This is a genomic window from Streptomyces sp. NPDC031474 (genome assembly GCF_055581185.1).
Map to the genome: position 1 here is coordinate 151,690 of NZ_JBVIJX010000008.1, position 17,705 is coordinate 169,394.

At 70.6% G+C, this 17,705-nt stretch carries 12 protein-coding genes; 2 read left to right on the plus strand and 10 right to left on the minus strand.

Going from position 1 to position 17,705, the window contains the following annotated elements; translation table 11 throughout:
* Window positions 1-16 precede the first annotated feature (16 nt).
* Both ACZ5SK_RS18165 and ACZ5SK_RS18170 read left to right on the plus strand, forming a co-directional pair.
* Entirely contained in the window at window positions 17-1,327 is a 1,311-nt protein-coding gene (locus ACZ5SK_RS18165; protein ID WP_468418529.1) for an aminotransferase family protein, read from the plus strand.
* A gap of 202 nt (window positions 1,328-1,529) precedes the next feature.
* A complete protein-coding gene (locus tag ACZ5SK_RS18170) occupies window positions 1,530-4,307 on the plus strand; it encodes an amino acid adenylation domain-containing protein (protein WP_361707403.1) in 2,778 nt (925 codons plus the stop codon).
* A gap of 50 nt (window positions 4,308-4,357) precedes the next feature.
* Here the strand turns inward: ACZ5SK_RS18170 and ACZ5SK_RS18175 are convergent, their stop codons facing one another.
* The 10 genes from ACZ5SK_RS18175 to ACZ5SK_RS18220 form a co-directional block, all read right to left on the minus strand.
* Complete coding sequence (locus tag ACZ5SK_RS18175; protein WP_361707401.1) at window positions 4,358-5,653, minus strand: cation:proton antiporter domain-containing protein; 1,296 nt, start codon at window positions 5,651-5,653, stop codon at window positions 4,358-4,360.
* Window positions 5,654-5,846: 193 nt separating this feature from the next.
* A complete protein-coding gene (locus ACZ5SK_RS18180; protein ID WP_334575978.1) occupies window positions 5,847-6,638 on the minus strand; it encodes a thioesterase II family protein in 792 nt (263 codons plus the stop codon).
* Entirely contained in the window at window positions 6,635-13,009 is a 6,375-nt protein-coding gene (locus tag ACZ5SK_RS18185; protein ID WP_457493752.1) for a type I polyketide synthase, read from the minus strand. Before ACZ5SK_RS18185 ends, ACZ5SK_RS18180 begins: the two co-directional genes overlap by 4 nt.
* A gap of 63 nt (window positions 13,010-13,072) precedes the next feature.
* Window positions 13,073-13,639: a 4'-phosphopantetheinyl transferase superfamily protein gene (locus ACZ5SK_RS18190; RefSeq protein WP_334575982.1), complete on the minus strand. Its 567-nt coding sequence runs from the start codon at window positions 13,637-13,639 to the stop codon at window positions 13,073-13,075.
* A 9-nt stretch (window positions 13,640-13,648) separates the two neighbouring features.
* Window positions 13,649-13,903: a phosphopantetheine-binding protein gene (locus ACZ5SK_RS18195; protein WP_334575984.1), complete on the minus strand. Its 255-nt coding sequence runs from the start codon at window positions 13,901-13,903 to the stop codon at window positions 13,649-13,651.
* Window positions 13,896-14,759, minus strand: coding sequence for an alpha/beta fold hydrolase (locus ACZ5SK_RS18200; protein WP_334575985.1), 864 nt, complete (start codon window positions 14,757-14,759; stop codon window positions 13,896-13,898). The genes ACZ5SK_RS18195 and ACZ5SK_RS18200 overlap by 8 nt, the downstream gene beginning before the upstream one ends.
* A complete protein-coding gene (locus ACZ5SK_RS18205; RefSeq protein ID WP_334575987.1) occupies window positions 14,746-15,750 on the minus strand; it encodes an NAD(P)H-dependent flavin oxidoreductase in 1,005 nt (334 codons plus the stop codon). The genes ACZ5SK_RS18200 and ACZ5SK_RS18205 overlap by 14 nt, the downstream gene beginning before the upstream one ends.
* Window positions 15,750-16,577: a class-II aminoacyl-tRNA synthetase family protein gene (locus ACZ5SK_RS18210; RefSeq protein ID WP_334575988.1), complete on the minus strand. Its 828-nt coding sequence runs from the start codon at window positions 16,575-16,577 to the stop codon at window positions 15,750-15,752. The genes ACZ5SK_RS18205 and ACZ5SK_RS18210 overlap by 1 nt, the downstream gene beginning before the upstream one ends.
* Entirely contained in the window at window positions 16,577-16,819 is a 243-nt protein-coding gene (locus tag ACZ5SK_RS18215) for an acetyl xylan esterase (protein WP_079658724.1), read from the minus strand. Before ACZ5SK_RS18215 ends, ACZ5SK_RS18210 begins: the two co-directional genes overlap by 1 nt.
* Window positions 16,819-17,670, minus strand: coding sequence for a diiron oxygenase (locus tag ACZ5SK_RS18220; protein WP_334575990.1), 852 nt, complete (start codon window positions 17,668-17,670; stop codon window positions 16,819-16,821). Before ACZ5SK_RS18220 ends, ACZ5SK_RS18215 begins: the two co-directional genes overlap by 1 nt.
* Window positions 17,671-17,705 lie beyond the last annotated feature (35 nt).

Consider the following 17,705-nt stretch of genomic DNA (forward strand, 5'->3'; position numbering starts at 1 on the left):
CGGGAAACGGGGAGACATGGCCATGACGCCGAGTACATGGGATCGTGAAACATACCCTCTCTGGCACGGGACCCTACCCACGTCAGCGATCCTCGAGCAGAGCGGAACCAAGGACTTCTGGGTCAAGGGCGAGGGGTCCTGGCTGATCGACGCCTCGGGAAACCGCGCGCTCGACGCCCGCGCCGGGGTGGGCAACATGATGCTCGGCTACGGCAGGAACGACGTCGTAGAGGCGATGTGCCGCCAGGCGCACGAGCTGCCCTACGTCTGCATGGTGCGGTGGGAACTGGCCGCGCCCGTGGTCGTCGAACTGGCGCAGGCGCTTACCGCGATCGCCCCTGCCGGCCTCAGCCGTGTGCGGTTCTGCCATACGGGCGGCGCAGCGGTCGAGAACGCGATACTGATGGCCCGCTCCTATCACCGAAACCAGGGCCGCCGGGACAAGCGCCTGATCGTGGGTCTCCGGGACAGTTACCACGGCAGCCCGATGGCAGCCATGGCGGCGAGCGGGCAGCGCATCATGCATTGGCTCTTCGGTCCGATGCCGGACGGCTTCTGTCACCTTCCGGAGCCGACCGACGAATCCGGTGCCGAACTCGCCGCCCAGCTGGACGCGCTGGGGCCGGATCGCATCGCGGCGATGATCCTCGAGCCGGTGAAGGGACGCAACGGACAGCCTCTCCCTGCCGCATACCTACGAGCCGCACGTGAGTACTGCACAGAGAACGACATTCTGCTGATCTTCGACGAGGCGTTCACCGGGTTCGGCCGCATGGGCGAGATGTTCGCGGCCGATATCTCCGGAGTCTCCCCGGATGTCATGTGCCTCGCGAAGGGCATCACCGCCGGCTACGCGGCGCTCGGTGCCGTCCTGGCGACCGACCGGATCTACCAGGCATTTGACACCAGCAGCACGGTGTTTGCCCATGCCTCGACCACGGACGGCCACCCCGTGGCCTGCGCTGCGGCGCTCGCAGCCATCCGTGCCTACACGTCCGAGGATCTGGTGGCCAACGGCCGGGCACTCGGCCGGCTCCTTTGCGATCGGCTGGACGACCTGCTCGGCAAGGCGCCCACGTTCGGGGGCGTCCGGGCTGTCGGCGCCTATGTGGCGATCGACCTCGTGGAGGACGACGGCAGTCCGCTCTCCATGCAGGACCGACGTCACCTGGAGACAGCGTGCCGACGGCAGGGCCTGCTGGTCCACTACACGCCCGACACCGTCGTGCTGATGCCTCCGCTGACGATGACCACACAGGAAGCGGAGTTCGCGGCGCAGAGATTCGCGAGCGTGGTGGCCGACCTCAGGCCGGCCGTCCGTCACTAGGGCTCATCGGTCCTTCGGGCCCGCTCCCCGGACGTGGCGTACGTGCGAAATGCACGAACGGGGGTGCGATCCGCATATCGCTCCGGTGCTGCTCCTGCCGCTACTGTGGCCGGTCGGTGGGGAGTCGAAAAAAGGTGCGGATCATGGAGAATTCGACGCGTTCACACGTCGCTGACCATCCTGAATGTCGATCCGGACGACGATGACGTCGGATTTCCGACTGCAGGGTCCGAGGAGTTCCCTGACGGCTCCTCAGGATCCGGCCGGTCCGCCCAACGTGGTCGTCGTCGGCTTCGTCGAACGGGGTGGTGTCGACACGGAGATCCTCGCCGACGCCGTCGTGGGTGTCGTCGCGCACCATGCCCCCGAGATCGTCCGCGCCGAACACGACGGCGCGCCGGAGCACTTCGACGCCTGGGCGCGCGATACGGCGCGCCGATTCGGGCAGCCGCCCTTCGACCCGTCCGCCGCGGCGTCGATGCGCTTCCTGCTGCTCTCGCACGAGGGCGCTCTTCGTGCGGTGGCCGTCGCGGCGCCCCGGTTCCTTCTCGACGCACACGCCGTGGGCCGACTGCTGCGCACACTGTTCTCGCGTCATGACCAACTGCGCCTGGACGCACCGGCTGCCCGTGTCCGCGCCGGCGCGCAGCGCCGCCCCGACGATGAGCCAGAACGCCTCACGGCGTCGTGGGCGGACCGGCTGGCCGAGGTGCCGACGGTCCTCAAGATTCCCTCCGACCGGCCGCGCCCCTACCGCCACGACACGTCCGGCGCGCGGCTTCCCGTCGAACTCTCCGCCGAGGCGACGCAGGCCGTGCTCGAGCGGTCCCGGGCCCTGGGGGTGACCTCGTCCGCCTTCCTCCTCGCCGCGTTCGGTCTGATCCTGGGGCGGATGACCGGTGCCGACTCGCTGCTCGTGGGCATCACCTCGCCGGCCGGCGAGCTGCTCCCGGTCCGCATCGACATCGACGACGACCGCCCACCGGGCGCGTTCGTCCGCGCCGTCCATGAGTCGGTGGCCTGGAGCCTGGCCGCCGACGGCGTTCCGTTCCCGCGGATCGTGGAGCGGCTGGGCGTGGAGCGGTCCGGGCCGGGCCATCCCCTGGTGCAGACGTCCTTCAGTACCTACGGCGAGCCCGGCCCGGAGAGGATCGAGACCGGCACGGCGCGCATCCGGATCGAGGAGACGGACGGCGGCGGATCGCGATTCGACCTCAGCCTCCGGTTCGGCCGGGACGAGCCCTCCTACGCCGGCCACGCCGAATACGCGACGAGCCTGTGGAGCCGGGGCGAGGCGCAGCGTTTCGTCCTCGACTACGTGGCCGCGGTGCAGCAGCTCACCGAGGCGGCGGGCGACGACGACGGCACACTGGCGGACGTGCGGTGCATCTCCCCCGCCGGCCGCGAAGTCCTTGCCGGGCTCAACGAGACGGGCCGTGTCTTCCCCTCCTCCTCCCTGGACGAGCTGTTCCGCGCCGTGGCGGCACGCCGGCCCGCGGCGGTGGCCGTACGCGACGACGAGTCGGCGCTGACCTACTCCGAACTCGCCGCCGCCGCGGCCGAGCAGGCGCGGCTCCTGCGTGCCGCCGGCGTCCAGGACGGCGACACCGTGCTGATCGGGGTCCAGCGGTCGGCGGCGGAGGCGGTGGCCGTCCTGGGCACACTCTGGGCGGGCGGTACCTACGTCGGCGTCGATCTCACCCAGCCCGCGGCACACACCGCGGGGATCGTCGCCAAGGCGGCGCCGGCCGCCGCCATCGTCGGCGACGACGACGCCGGCGAGGTCTCCCGGCACAAGGTGCCCGTGGTCAGCCCCTGGCGGCCGGAGTGGACCGTCGGCGCGGAGCATGTGCCGCCCGCCGCACCCGATCCCGACCGCCCGGCGTACATCGCCTTCACCTCGGGCACGACCGGCGAGCCGAAGGGAGTGGCGGTCCCGCACCGTGCGGTGATCCCGCTGTTCCAGGACACCGACCACCTCGTGTTCGGCCCGGGCGAACGCGTGCTCCGCCTGTCGTCGCTGGCCTTCGACGTCTCCGCGTTCGAACTCTGGGGCGCGCTGCTGTCCGGCGCGGTCCTCGAGGTGTGTCCGCCGGGGCTGCTGTCGCCGGGCGAGCTCGGCGCGTTCATCGAGGAGCGCGAGGTGACCGTGGCCTGGCTGGCGGCAGGTCACTTCCGGCTTGTCCAGGAGTTCGCGCCGACGTCGCTGGGCACGCTGCGCCAGCTGTTGACCGGCGGGGACGTGGTCCCCCACGAACATGTCGCGCGAGCGCTCGCCGACCACCCGGGCCTGACCGTCACCAACGGCTACGGGCCGACCGAGAACGCGATCTTCACGACGTTCCACTCGGTCCGCAGGCCGCAGGACGTCGACGGCCCGCTGCCGATCGGCACCCCCGTTCCCGGGACCCGGGTGTACGTCCTCGACCGGCGGGCGAGGCTGCTGCCGCCCGGCGCCGTCGGCGAGCTGTGCACGGGGGGCGAAGGCCTCGCGGTGGGGTACGTCGACGACGAGGAGGAGACCGACCGCCGCTTCGGCCGCTTCTCGCCCGACGTCCCGGAGCGGATCTACCGTACGGGCGATCTCGTCCGTATCGACCAGGCCGGCCGCATCCACTTCGTCGGGCGGGCCGACCACCAGGTCAAGGTGCGCGGCTACCGTGTCGAGCTCACCGCGATCAGCGACGCGCTGAACGGCTGTCCGGAGGTCGAGGAGACAGTTGTCACCGTCACCGACGGCATCTCCGACAAGCGGCTGCTCGCCGCGGTCCGGCTCGCGCCGGGAACGGCCGTCACCCCGGTCGACCTCAGAGACCGCCTCGCCGAACGGTTCCCGTCCTTCATGGTGCCCTCGCTCTGGGCGGTCGTCGACCGGATGCCCCTCACGGCGAACGGGAAGGTCGACCGGCGTGCGCTCGCCGCCTCGGCCGTACCGGCCAACGTGTTCGCCCGGAGGAAGCGGGGCCGCCGGGGAAGGTGAGCGCGTCCGCCTGGCCGGTGGGTGGCTTCCCCGCAGGCCCGGGACCGTTCTCAGGCGGCGGGGCCTGTCGCGCGTTCGGGTGTGCCGGTGACCTCGGCGACGTCCGCGGCCGCACCGGGGCCGGTGGCGGTGAGGTCGTCGCCGGTCGGGCGGCCCAGGATCCAGGCCAGCAGCGGACCCGCCATCGCGGTCGTCACCACGGCCATGACGACCATCAGGGAGTACAGGCCCTGGCGGATGAAGCCCAGTTGCAGGCCCACGTTCAGGACGATGAGTTCCGTCAGCCCGCGCGTGTTCATCAGCGTGGCCAGCGCGGCGGACTGCCGGACCGGCATCCGGCTCAGCCGGGCGGCGGCGTACGCTCCGGTGAACTTCCCGCCCACGGCCACGAGCAGGATGAGCCCCAGGTCGCCGAGCCCGCTCGCGTCGAGCCCGGACAGGTCGACCTTGAGGCCGGCGACCAGGAAGAACACCGGCAGAAGCAGGGTCGCGCTCAGCTGGCCGAGGCGGTCGTGCACCTCACGGCGGAGCGGCGCGGTGCCCGAGCGCGGGAGGACGGCGCCGAAGAGGAAGGCGCCGAAGATGTAGTGCAGTCCCATCCATTCGGTGGCCGCGGCGGACAGCAGCAGGCCGGCGAGGATGCACGCGAAGACGGTGGGGGTCAGCCGGAGCGAGCCCTGTCGGCGGGCCAGCTGACGCAGTGCGGGGCGCAGGACGAACGCCATGCCGAGCAGATAGGGGACGGCGAGCAGGATCCGCCACTGGTCGGAGCCGGCCGATCCGCTGATGGCGACGACGGCGGCGAGCAGGGACCAGGCGAGGACGTCGTCGATCGAGGCGCAGGCCAGCGCCACCACGCCCAGCGGCGTACGGGTCATGCCCCGGTCGGTGAGGATGCGGGCCAGGACCGGGAACGCGGTGATCGACATGGCGATGCCCATGAAGAGCATGAACGCCGTTTTGTCGCCCGTGCCGTGATCGTGCATCAGATAGCCGCCGAGGGCCGTGCCGAGGCCGAACGGCAGGAGGACGGAGCTGATCGACACCGCGGGGGCGATGGCGCCGCTGCCCCGTATGAGGGTCGTGTCCCACTCGAGGCCGACGATGAACATGAAGATGGCGACGCCGACCGCGGCCAGGGCACTGAGCAGGGGGCGCGTCGTGTCGGGGAAGAGGGCGTCGGATATCGCCCCGTGGAACAGGGTCGGTCCCAGCGCGATGCCGGCGAACACCTCACCGATCACCGGGGGTTGTCCCAGGCGCCGGGCCAGCGCGCCGAGCAACCGGGCGAGCAGCACCATGACGGCCAGGCCGACGAGGAGTGCGGTGGTCTGTTGCGTGGTCATGCGGTCCGTCTCCGTTCTTCGTGGTCCCGCCCGCCGCCTCGTCCGCGGGGCATGGACGGGCAGGGTTGTCTTCCGGATCAGGCCGACCGCGGTCATGTGTTCCCGCGCGGCGTCGGGCCGGATGCTGCTCATCCGGCCCGACAGCCTCAAGGCCGAACGCCACGGCCTTTTCGTACGGCGTCTCCCTGCGCCGTCACTGGGAGTGGGACAGGGCCGTCGGCCGGCCGGTCCTCGTGACGGGGCTCGGGGTGCTGGTCAGGTCGGTGAGCAGGTCGTCCAGGACCTCCTGGAAGTGGTGCCGGATGTAGAAGTGGTCGCCCGGGTAGCGGTGCAGCGTGAAGGCTTCCGGGCCCGCTGCCCACTGCTGCCATCCCGCCATGTCCTCGGGGTCGGCGATGGCGTCGTCGTCACCGGCGAAGGCGGCGACGGCGCAGCGCAGCGGGACGGGCGGCTGGATTCCGAGCCCGGTGTACAGACGGGCGTCGGCGCGGATCAGGGAGATGAAGGAGTCGACGGTGGCCTGGTCGTGTTCGATCTGTCCGGGGAGGGCCTCGCCGCCGAGCATGAGATAGGCGGTGACGGGATCGGTGAGCAGCTTCTCCGCGGTGCTGGTCCAGTACGGGTGGTCCGGTGCCGAGATCCCGGAGGGGCACAGCAGTGCGGGGCCACGGTTGGCGCGTTCGAGGGCCCGGCAGACTTCGAAGGCGTAGCGACCGCCGCCCGAGTGCCCGAACAGTGCCGTCGGGCGGCGCTCGCAGATCCCCGCGATCGCGTTCGCGGTCTGCCTGACCAGGCGGGGCAGGTCGGTGATGGGCAGCTCGGCGGTGCGGGCCTCGCGTCCCGGTGGCTGGACGGCGAGGATCTCGACGCCGCGGGCGTCGGCCCAGGGCGCGTAGAAGTTGGGGCCGCCGCCGGGGTGTGGCAGTCCGATCACGCAGACTGGCGCGTCCGGGTCGGGTGCGATGGGGACGATCCAGTCGTTCACGAGTGCTGCTCCTTGGCGTGACTGATCCCTGCGGCAGCCATGGCGCGGTTGGCCAGGTCGCGTATGCCTTGGCTGGCAAGGATTTCCAGGGTGGGGATGTCGAGGTCGAGTTGGCGTCGCAGGGTGACGCCGAGCTCGGTCGCCAGAATCGAGTCGAGTCCGAGGCGGTTCAGCGGTACCGAGGGTGAGAGGCGTTCCGGTTCGGTCCGCAGGACGGCCGCGATGACGTCGGTGAGCGCCTGGGTGGCCAGTTCCTCCGCGTCGGCTGCCTCGCCTGCCTGCAGTTGCTCGCGCAGGCTTGTGCCGGCCCGGTCCTGCTGCCCGGACGCCGAGGTGATGAGGTGGGAGAACCGGGTGGCGGCGGCGGCCGGGAACATGAGGCCGGCCCGCTCCCAGTCGACGCGTGCGATCACCGCGCTGTGGGGTGCGTCGCCGGTGAGGAGCCGGCCCAGGCGGTCGAGGGCTTCGGCGGTGGAGATCGGCTCCAGTCCGAGCCTGGTCATGGATTCGGCGAGGTTGTCGCGGACGACGACGCCGGTGCCGGCGATGGCTCCCCAGCCGACGGCGAGTGCTGCCTGGCCGCGGTCGCGGCGCCGGCGGGCCAGGGTTTCCAGGCACAGGTTGGCGGCGGCGTAGGAGGCTTGGAGCCGGTTGCCGAGCAGCGCGGAGATGGAGGAGTAGAGGACGAAGTGGTCGAGGTCGCAGTCGCTGGTCAGCTCGTCGAGGAGGTGGGCGCCGGTGACCTTCGGGGCGAGGACGCCTTCGTACCGGTCGCGGGTCTGCTCTTCGAGGGGCCCGTCGTCATAGCCGGCCGCGCAGTGGAACACTCCGCGCAGTCCGCCCGGCGCGCAGGTCCGGGCGTGGTCGATGACCTGGGTCATGGCAGCCCGGTCGGTGACGTCGGCGGCCATGAAGGTGATGCCGGCGCGGTCCGGCTGCTGAGCGGGCTCGCGGCGTCCGGTGACGATGACCCGCCCGGCGCCGTGGTCGGCGAGCCAGCGTGCGGTGGCGGCGCCGAACCCGGCGGTTCCGCCGGTCACGAGGTACACGCCTTCGGGGTCGAACGTCACGCGCTGGGCGGCGATGCCGGTGGTGTCGATGACGAGCTTGCCGATGTGCTCGGACCGCTTGAGCCGGTTGAACGCGTCGTCGAGGCCGGCTGCCGGGTAGACGATGTGCGGCAGCGGTTCGATACGGCCTTCTCCGGCCAGCCGGGCGATGTCGCTCAGGACCTCCCGGGCCCGCTCGGGACGCCGGTCGATGAGCTGGGCCAGGTCGACGGCGAAGTAGGACAGGGTGTTCAGGAAGGGGCGCAGCCGCAGTCCCGCATCGCCGTACAGGTCCCGCTTGCCGAGTTCGACGAAGCGTCCGTCGGGGGCGAGCAGTTCCAGGCAGGCCGCGGCGGCCGTTCCGGTCAGGGAGTTGAGGACGATGTCCACGCCCCGTCCGCCGGTGAGTTCCCGGACCTGGTCGGGGAAGTCGCCGGAGCGTGAGTCGAGCGCGTGCTCGGCCCCTCGGTCCAGCAGGAGCTGCCGTTTCTCGGGTGTGCTGGCGAGGCCGATGACGCGCACGCCGGCCAGGCGTGCCAGGTTCAGGGCGGCCAGGCCGACACCGCCGGCGCCGCCGGGCAGGAGCAGGGTCTCGCCGGCCGACATGCCGGCGAGGACGTTGAGGCTGTAGTGGGCGGTCGCGTAGACCAGCGGCATGGTCGCGGCGTGCTGGAAGTCCATGCCTTGCGGGATGGGGACGGTGACGGCCGCTTCGGCCTTGACGTGGCTGGCCAGAGAGCCGGACGCGACGGCCATGACGGCCTGGCCGGGGCGCAGGCCGGTGACGCCGGGGCCGGTCCTGACGATCACGCCGGCGCATTCCTGGCCGATCAGCGGACCGGCGTTGACGCCTGCGCGCCAGTCGGCCTGGCTGGGCTCGATGGGCATCAGGCCGGTGGCCAGCATGACGTCCTTGTAGTTCAGTGCGGCGGCCTTGACCTCGATGACGACCTGGCCCGGGCCCGGTTCGGGCATCGGGATCGCGGCGGGCCCGAACTGTGGTGTCAGCGCGATCGTGCTGACCTGCAGGGCTGTCGCCTGGTCCGTGGGCCTGCGGCGCGGCGGGGTGGTTTCGCCTGTGGACGGTGGCAGGGCGGCGAGGCGCGGCACGCGTACCTGGTCCGCGAAGACGGCGAACTCGTCCTCCTGGCCGGTGTCGGCCGTGAGGACCTCGGCGACGCGTTCGGTCAGCGCGGCGGCGAAGGAGGGTTCGACGGCGATCCGGCGGATGGCGATGCCGGGTATCTCGTTGGTGATGGTCCGTGCCGTGCCCCATGCCGACGCTGCCGCCATGCTGCCGGCTCCGTCCGTGCCGGGGTGTGCCATGGCGCCGCAGGGCCCGGTGATCAGCCACAGCGTCAGCCGTGCGTCGGGGGTGTCGGCGATGCGCTGCTGCCAGGCGATGGCCACGTCGCGGAGGATCTGTCCGGCGTGTGCCGCGGCCGCGCCCGGGTCGTGGTTGTAGTCGTCGTTGTCGTTGTCGTCGGAGAGCACCAGGGCCACCGCGGTCGCGGCGTCGGGCCGGACCGCGTCGGTCCAGGCTGCGGTGTCACCGGGGGCGACGGCTGTGGGGGCCGTGGCGTCGAGCGTGTCGGCGAGCTGCCGCGCGAACGGCAGGCCACCGTGATCCGCCATGACCGTCCAGGCCGTCGGGGCGCCGGCGGTGTCCGTGGGGAGCGGCGTACCGGGCTCGTCCGCGAAGGCGGCTGCTTCCGACGTGGCCGCCCATACTCCCAGCGGGGGCTGTGGACGGCCCTCGATCAAGCGGAGCCGCATGTTCTTGATGGTGATGGCGACGGTGCCGTCCGGAGCGGCCAGCGTCACGTCCCATACGGCTTCCCGGCCGGTTTCGGAGTGGGCGACGACATGCACGATGCCTTGGGTGGGCGGCCGTGACCAGGCGGTGAGCGCGCCGAACTCGACGGGCATGAACAGCATCGAGCCGTCGCGCAGGGCTGGGTTCAGCGGGCCGCCCGCGTGGAGCGCGACATCGAGGAGTACGGGGTGGGCGACGTAACGGCTGGTGGGTCCGGTCATCTCGGCGGCGGGTGCGGCGGGCATGGTGTACTCGGCGAGAAGCTCGCCGGTTCCGCCCACGTCGTCGCAGCGGAACCATGCGCCGGTCACGGCACGGAAGTCGGAGCCGTAGACGGTGCCCGCGCGGTCGCTGATCGCGTAGAACTCGTCGTGGTTCAGGGTCATCGCCCCGGCGAGGCGGGCGCGGATGGCTGTGGCGTCGAGCGCCTCGGGGCTGGGTGCGGTGACGGCGCGCAGTCGGCCGCGGGCGTGCTGCTGCCACGGCTGGGCCGGGCCGCCGAGCCGGTCCCGCCGCGAGGAGATCGTGATGACGTCTCCCGACACGGCGGTGCTGAGGTGTACCTGCGCGGGGTCGCCGGGTGCGGGCATGGTGAGGCCGGAGGTGACGGCCAGGTCGGTGACCTGGATTGCGTGGTCGCGGATCGCCGCGGGTCCTGCGACCAGAGCCATTTCGGCGAATGCCGCGCCGGGCATGACGGTCGAGCCCGCCACTCGGTGTCCGCTCAACCAGGGCACCCGCGCTGTTTCGACCGTTCCCTCCCACTGCGGGTCCGGGACGGCCACCCGCTCGCCGAGCAGCGGGTGTACGAGCTTGCCGTCGCCGGGGCCGTGTCCCCACCAGGACGGTTCGCCGACCCACAGCCGTTCCCGCTGCCACGGGTAGGCGGGCAGGTCCGCGACGCGGCCGGGTGCGGCGAACCACGTCTGCATGTCGACGGCGCCGCCGGCCGCGAGTACCGCCGCGGCGTGCGCGTCGAGGTCCGGCTTCTGGTCGCGGCGCAGTGTCTCGGTCGCTGTGAAGGCAGGGCTGTCCGGGGACTGGGAGATGCGGCGCAGGTAGGTGGCGAGTACGGGGTGCGGGCCGATCTCGACGAGTACGCCCGCGCCGGCGGCGGTCATCGCCTGGACGGCCTCGGCCATCCTGACGGGCTCCCGGATGTTGCGCCACCAGTAGTCCGCGTTCATCGTCCGGCCGTCCGGCACGGCCGCGCCGGTCACCGTGGAGAACATGGGCAGCGTCGGGTCGCCGGTCGCGAGGTCGTCGAGTTCCTCGAGGATCTGGGCCCGGATCGGGTCCATCCTGGCGCTGTGGAAGGCGTAGTCGAGGGGCAGCATCCGGAAGAACACGCCGCGGTCGGCGAGTATCTTGCCGATGTCCTCCAGTGCTTCGCGGTCGCCTGAGAGGGTGACGTCGCTGGGCGAGTTGATGGCGCTGACCTCCACCTCGGCCCCGCTGGAGGCGATGAGCGCGTCCGCTTCCGCCGGGCCGACGGCGGCGGCGGCCATCATCCCGGTGCCGGCGGTGCGGCCCTGTGCGGCGCTGCGGATCGCCACCACCCGGCAGGCCGCCTCCATGCCGAGGATGCCGGCGGCGTAGGCGGCGGCGATCTCCCCGACGCTGTGCCCGGTGACCATCGACGGGGTGACGCCCCGCTCACGCAGCGAGGCCAGCAGCCCCACCTGGACGGCGAACAGAAGCGGTTGGGCGATCTCCGTGCGTGCCAGGTCGTACTGCCCGTCGGCGAGCGCGGCGGCCACCGACCAGCCGAGCAGCGGGGACAGGTACGTGTCCGCCTCCCGCACGGCGGCGGTGAAGGCGGCGTCGGCCCCGGCGCCCGCGCCCATCAACGCCGACCCCATGCCGGCCCATTGGGAGCCGTTGCCCGCGAACACGAAACCGACGGGTGTCCCTGCCGCCGCGGCTGCCTCGCAGCGGGCGGCGGCTGCGGGGAGCGTCCCCGCGGAGATGCTGTACAGGTCCTGGGCGGCACCGGCCGCGTCATCGGCGATCACCACTGCGGTGTGCTCGTAGCGCTGTCGCCGGCGCACCGAGGTGAACGCGACGTCGTAGAAGCTGTCCGGGGTGTCCTCCAGGTACTCGGCCATCGCCCATGCGGCCTCGTCGAGCGCCTCCGGGGTTCGCGCGGAGACCAGCACCGGCAGCCGCCGGTCGGGCGTCGGGGGCCGGGTGTCGGCGTGCTCTGCTGTCGGCTCGGCGAGGATGACGTGGGCGTTCGCGCCGCCGATGCCGAACGAGTTGATCCCTGCCGCCGCGCGGCCCGGGCCCCGCTCGATCGGGATCTCCCGGTCCGTGGGGAGGAGTCCCAGCCCGTCGAAGTCGATGGCGGAATTGCGGGGCAGACCGTGCAGGGACGGGGGGATCCGGCCGCTGCGCAGGACGACCAGGGTCTTGAGCAGTCCGGCCATTCCGGAGGCGCACTCGAGGTGCCCGATGTTGGTCTTCACCGACCCGATCGGGAGCGGGCGGTCGGCGGCCCTGTGCGCGCCGAGCGCGGCGCCGAGCGCGGTGCATTCCACCGGGTCTCCGACCGGTGTGCCGGTCCCGTGGCATTCCAGGTAGACGAGCTCTTCGGGGCTGATGCCGGCTTCCGCGTACACCTGCTCCAGGAGCGCCTGTTGGGTGACCGGGGACGGCTGGCTCATCACGTTCACCGACCGGCCGTCCGTGTTGGTGCCCGAGCCCGCGACGACCGCCAGGACCCGGTCCCCGTCCGCGAGCGCGTCATCGAGCCGCTTGAGCAGGACGACGCCGCCGCCCTCGCCTCGTACGAACCCGTCGGCGAGTTCCGAGAACGCATGGCAGCGTCCGGTCGGCGACAGTACGGATGCCTCGGCGAATCCGATGTAGTCGACGGGGTTCAGCAGCAGGCCGACACCGGCGGCTATCGCGGTGCGTACCTTCCCGCTCGTCACCGCCTGGGCGGCCTGGTGGAGGGCGACCAGCGCCGACGAGCACGCCGTGTCGATCGAGTACGACGGGCCCCGCCAGTCCAGCAGGAACGACAGCCGGTTGGAGGCGTTGCAGGTGAGGGTGCCCTGCAACGAATGGGCGTCGATCGCCTCGGGTCGCGCGGACACCAGCTCCCAGTACCCGCGCGTGGAGGTCCCCACGTATACGGCGCCGTCCTGCCCCTCCACCGCCGCCGGGTCGATGCCGGCATGGTGGAAGGCCTCTATCGTCATTTCCAGCAACAGCCGCTGCTGCGGGTCCATCTGGGCCGCCTCACGCGGCGAGATCCCGAAGAAACCCGGATCGAAACCGGTGATGTCCTGCAAAAACCCGCCGGCGTCGGTGTAACTCATCCCCGGGCGGTGCTCCCCCGGGGCACACCACAGCGCCGGATCGAACCGGTCCGGCGGCACTTCGGTCACCAGGTCGAGGCCGGCGAACAGGGCCGCCTGAAGCTGATCCAGGTTGTTGATGCCACCCGGCAGCCGACAGCCCACTCCCACGATTGCCGCGCAGTTCCCAAGATCGCCCACGAGTCTCTCCTCCCAGAATCCTGAAACAAAACGCATGGTGGTCAATTTCATTCACCGCTTCATTCACCGCTGGATCGCAACGGCGAACGAAAGGTCTTCCTCGGAACGGATCCACACCGGTACCGCCGCACCGCGATAGGACGCGATCAATGCATCGTCGGACCGATCGAGTGCGATCTTCCAGAACAGGAAGTGTTCCGGTGCGCCGATGCCGTACAGCGCCTTGAAAGCAGCCTCCTTGGCCGAGAAGAGTTCCCGTGGGGTGAATTCCCCGGCGGGCGGGAGCAGCGTATTTCGCTCCCGTCCGCTCAGGACGAATCCGGCGACGCGCGGACCGATGACCGCGCTTTCGATGTCGACGCCGACCGCCGCAGCACCGGGAATCACCACCGCGACCGCCAGACGGTCGGTGTGGGAGATCGATCCGGCGAATCCCGGCGGGAAGCGCGGCCGTCCGTCCCGGTCACGGGGCACGGTCCGGTCGGCGGCGCCGGCCGCGGCCAGCGCCGCCGCGGCCGCCCGTCGGCCGGCCGTGAACTGCTGACGCGGCCCGTACGGCCGGTGCACCGCACGCCATTCGACCCGCATTCCTGCGGCGGCGCGGGCGGGAACCGCCGGCTCGACAACCACGTCGGGCCGTCAACCGCGCAGCGCCACGACGTGGTCGGCCAGCGACTCGATCGAGCGCAGCGCCTCCGGCTGGACGTCGTCGTCCCATTCGAAGTCGAACGCGTCCTCCATCGCCACCAGCAGAGCGACCAGCGCGTTCGAGGACATCCCCGCCTGGCGGAGCGACTCGGTGTCCGACACCGTGCTCACGAACCGGTCGCCGCCCTGCTGCTCCCGTAGCAGTTCACGGATGCTCTGCCGCACCTCGAGTGCTTCATCAGGCACGTGATTCCACTTCTTCGACGAACTTTCGGACGATCGACTGGTAGCCCTCGGGATCGTCGATGAAGGGGATGTGGCCGGCCTTCGGAATGATCTCGCAGCGGCCGTCCGGGAAGAGGCCTGCCAGTTCCTTGGCGCCGGTCGGGCTGAGCAGGAAGTCGTCGTCGCCGACGACGACCAGCGTCGGCGCCTCGATGCGGGCCAGCATCTCGGGGCTGCTCTTGTCCTGCATGGCGCGCTTCAGACCGTTGGTCATCTCCTCGACGGTGGCGAGCGCGCTGAAGCTCTCCCGGAAGCCCAGGAAGCCGGGCGCACCGAGCGCCTCGTTCATTTCCGCGCTGAACACCTCGGGGTACAGATGCTCGTACAGGCCCTCAAGGCCGTGGCTCTCCAGCGTCCGCAGCCACGCCCGCTGAATCTGCCGCTGCCGCCGCATGCCGCGGGGGCCGAAGGCCGGGCCTGTCAGCACCAGCCCCTTGACGCGCTCGGGGTAGCGCAGCGCCACTTCCCTGGCGAACACGGTGGAGGTCGACAGGCCGACCAGATACGTCGTCTCGATCTCCAGGGCGTCGAGCAGGGCGATCAGGTCGACCGCGTGCTCGTCCCAGGTGGGTTCCTCCGCGACCTTCGAGGAGTGGCCGTGATTGCACAGGTCGAAACTCAGCACGCGGTAATGCTGTTCGAGTTCCTCGGTGTATACCCGCCACGCCGGGACCGGCAGGAAGAAGGTGTTGAGCAGCGTGAGGGCAGTGCCTTCACCACGGGTCTCGTAGTAGAGTTCGACGCCCTCCCTGGTGCGAATTCGCGGAGTGTCGAGGTAGGTCATATCCAGCCGGGACAGTTCTTCATAGCTTGCCATGCGATTCCTCCACATTCTCTGTTCCCACAGTGCCGGAACCCGGCAGAATGCGGGCAAATTCGGCGACGATGTCGGCAGCCGGGCGTTCGCCGGAAATGGCGCCGCAGGACAGTCCGCAGTACATCGCCATCTCTTCGATGCGGCCGCTGGTGGTGACAGTGGGAACCGCGGCGCTGAACCGCGGCACCACGTATTGCTTCCCCTCGACCACGGTGCGGCCGATGAATTTCTTCGGCTGGTCCGAGTCGCGGGTGACGGCCGTCGCCAGAACGCGGTGCCGGCGGCCGGACCAGCCGATCTCGTACACGTCGGTGATCACCGTGTCGGCCTCGCCGGAGGCGCAGACCGCGGTCTTGAAGTAGGGGTGGGCCATCGACTCGCGGGCGACGACGAAGGCGGTTCCGAGCAGCACGCCGTCGGCTCCGGCGGCGAGAGCCCGGGCCGCCTCGGCCGGTGAGCCGATCCCGCCGGCGGCGACCAGGCAGGCGTCGGGCAGCAGGGCGCGCAGCTCCGCGACCAGCTCGTCGCGGTGCGAGGTGCCGAGGAGATGACCGCCCGCCTCGGTGCCCTGCACCACCACGATCGCGCCCTGTTCGGCCGCGTGCACGCCGTCCCGTACGGTCCCGATCTGGACGACGAGCTGCCGTCCCGCACCGGTGATCCGCTCGCACACGGCATCGTCCGGCATGCCGAACAGCGACAGGTACACCTGCGGGGGCGTCTCGTCGAGCACCTGCGTGACCTGGCGGTCGAGTTCCTCCGGTCCGACGACCTCCGGGATGAGGTTCACGCCGACAGCGCGGTCGGTGCCCGCGACCAGCCGTTTCAGCGCTGCCGACAGCGCCTCGCCGACCAGCTTGTAGCCGCCGAGGCAGCCCGCCGCGCCCGCCTCCGACACCGCGCACGCCAGGTCCGGGCCCGCGACGCCGCCCATTCCCGACTGGAGCAGGCTCACCCTGATCCCGAGCGCCTCCGCCAACGTGGCGCGCATCAGCCCAGACTCTCCACTGCGGACAGCGCGGCGGCGGTGTCGCCGAAGTGCCGGGTCAGGGTGTGCACCCATCGCTCCAGGCCGAAGGCGAGGCAGCTGGTGTGCGCCGTGTCGCCGCCGGCCTGGATGGCGCATCGCTCGCCGAAGAAGTTCCGGTGGTAGTTGACCGAGCCGATCGCCAGACCGTCGACGACGAACTCCTCCTTCACCGGGAACAGCCGCTGCATCTTGGCCTTGCTGCTGTTCTTGTCGAAGAAGGGATCGGTCGCGACCTCGACCTGGACGTCCAGCCCGAGTCCGGCGCAGAGCGTCAGCACGGTGTCCTTGGCGTTCAGCAGATGCTGCTTGGCGCCGTCCTCCGGGCCGATGAAGACGATCTCCCGCATGGAGAAGCCCAGCAGCCGCTGGAGGCCGTCGTAGTGGTCCTCGTTGCGGAAGCAGGTGGCGACCGTCGTCCGCAGCAGCCCGGCGTCGGGCAGCGTCCGGCCTGCCAGGTTGACGTAGACCGCGTAGCAGGCGGCCGACGGCAGTGCGAAGGCGGTCGTTTCCATGATCTCGGGCGGCACGCGGTCGATCGGCCGCTCCGCCTCGGTGAGCAGCTTGCCGAGGCGTGGCGGGTCGAGCCGGGTCGCAGCCAGGCCCAGTTGCGGGAAGTTGTCGAAGTAGTCGAACCTGTCCAGATCCTCACACCGGATCAGGAACGGGAACCGGAACTCCGGGGCCTGCCAGCCTTCGGCGAAACGCTGGAACACCGCGTCGAGCGCCCGCAGCAGACGCAGTTGGCCGCCGTCGAGAACTCCCAGGCCGTTGTCGGTTGCTGTGGTCATCACGCCGCCTTCTGCTTGAAGAATCGCGCTTCGATCGCGTGGAGCGTGCGGAAGTCGTCCAGATCCAGGTCCTCGGGGTCGATCGGCTCGCCGGTCAACTCCTCGAGCAGGAAAATGAATTCGACGAAGGCCAGCGAGTTGATGGCCCGGCTGTCGATCAGGTCGAGGTCGCCGTCCAGCCGGTCGATCTTGGGATTGCGGCCCAGGATGAACTCCCGAACCGCCTGCATGGGCTCGGTCATCACTTGATCAGTTCCCTGCCTGCGCCTGCCTTGGACAGGAACTTCCGCGTCCGCTTGAGTATCCGGTCGTGCGCCTCCACCCGAGCGGGGTGCTCCAGCGCGCGCCGCCGCAGCGCCAGCGCGTCCGGGATGCCGGCGTCGCGGTAGGCGGCCGGGTTGTAGAGGGTGCCGATGCTGTACTGCAGGTAGTTCTCGAGATACTCGGCGACCACCGGCACCTCGTCCGGGTCTCGCCCGGCCACCTGACCGAGCAGGTTGGTGAAGACCATCCGGCCGAACGCGACGTGCCGGCTCTCGTCCTGGTGGTGCACCCGGTTGATCTCGCGGGCGATGTGCGGCAACGACGGGTCGGTCGCCATATGCGCGTTGTAGTGGTCGACGATCTCCTCGAAGATCAGGATGCGCGCGAACACGATGACCTCACGGGCCACCGTGGAGAGGTGGGCGACCGAGTCGGCCTTCAGCGTCGGCTGCGCCGGATACAGCTTGCCGCCGTAGCGCAGGCAGAACTGCGCGAAGAACCACATGTGCTCGTTTTCCTCACCGATGAAGTGGTGCAGGAATTCCGAGACGTCCGCGTAGGTCCGCTCGTGGATGCGCATCACGACGTCGCTCATCAGCTCGCGGATGCCATGGATGTTGAGGCTGAAGAAATTGATCGCCTCGTATTTGGTCAGCGCGATCTGCTGTTCACGCGTCAACTCGTCCCACATCGGCGTGCCGGCCAGCGTGGTCAGGCTCTCGCTCATCCACGGCAGGTCGGGCTCGATTGTCTCGGGCCAGTCGAACATCGTATACGGGTTGTAATAGCCGGACTCGGCCAGCTGTTCCAACCGGTCGAGTTCGAGCACTACCGGCTCGATTTCGCGTACAGCCATGTGCAGTC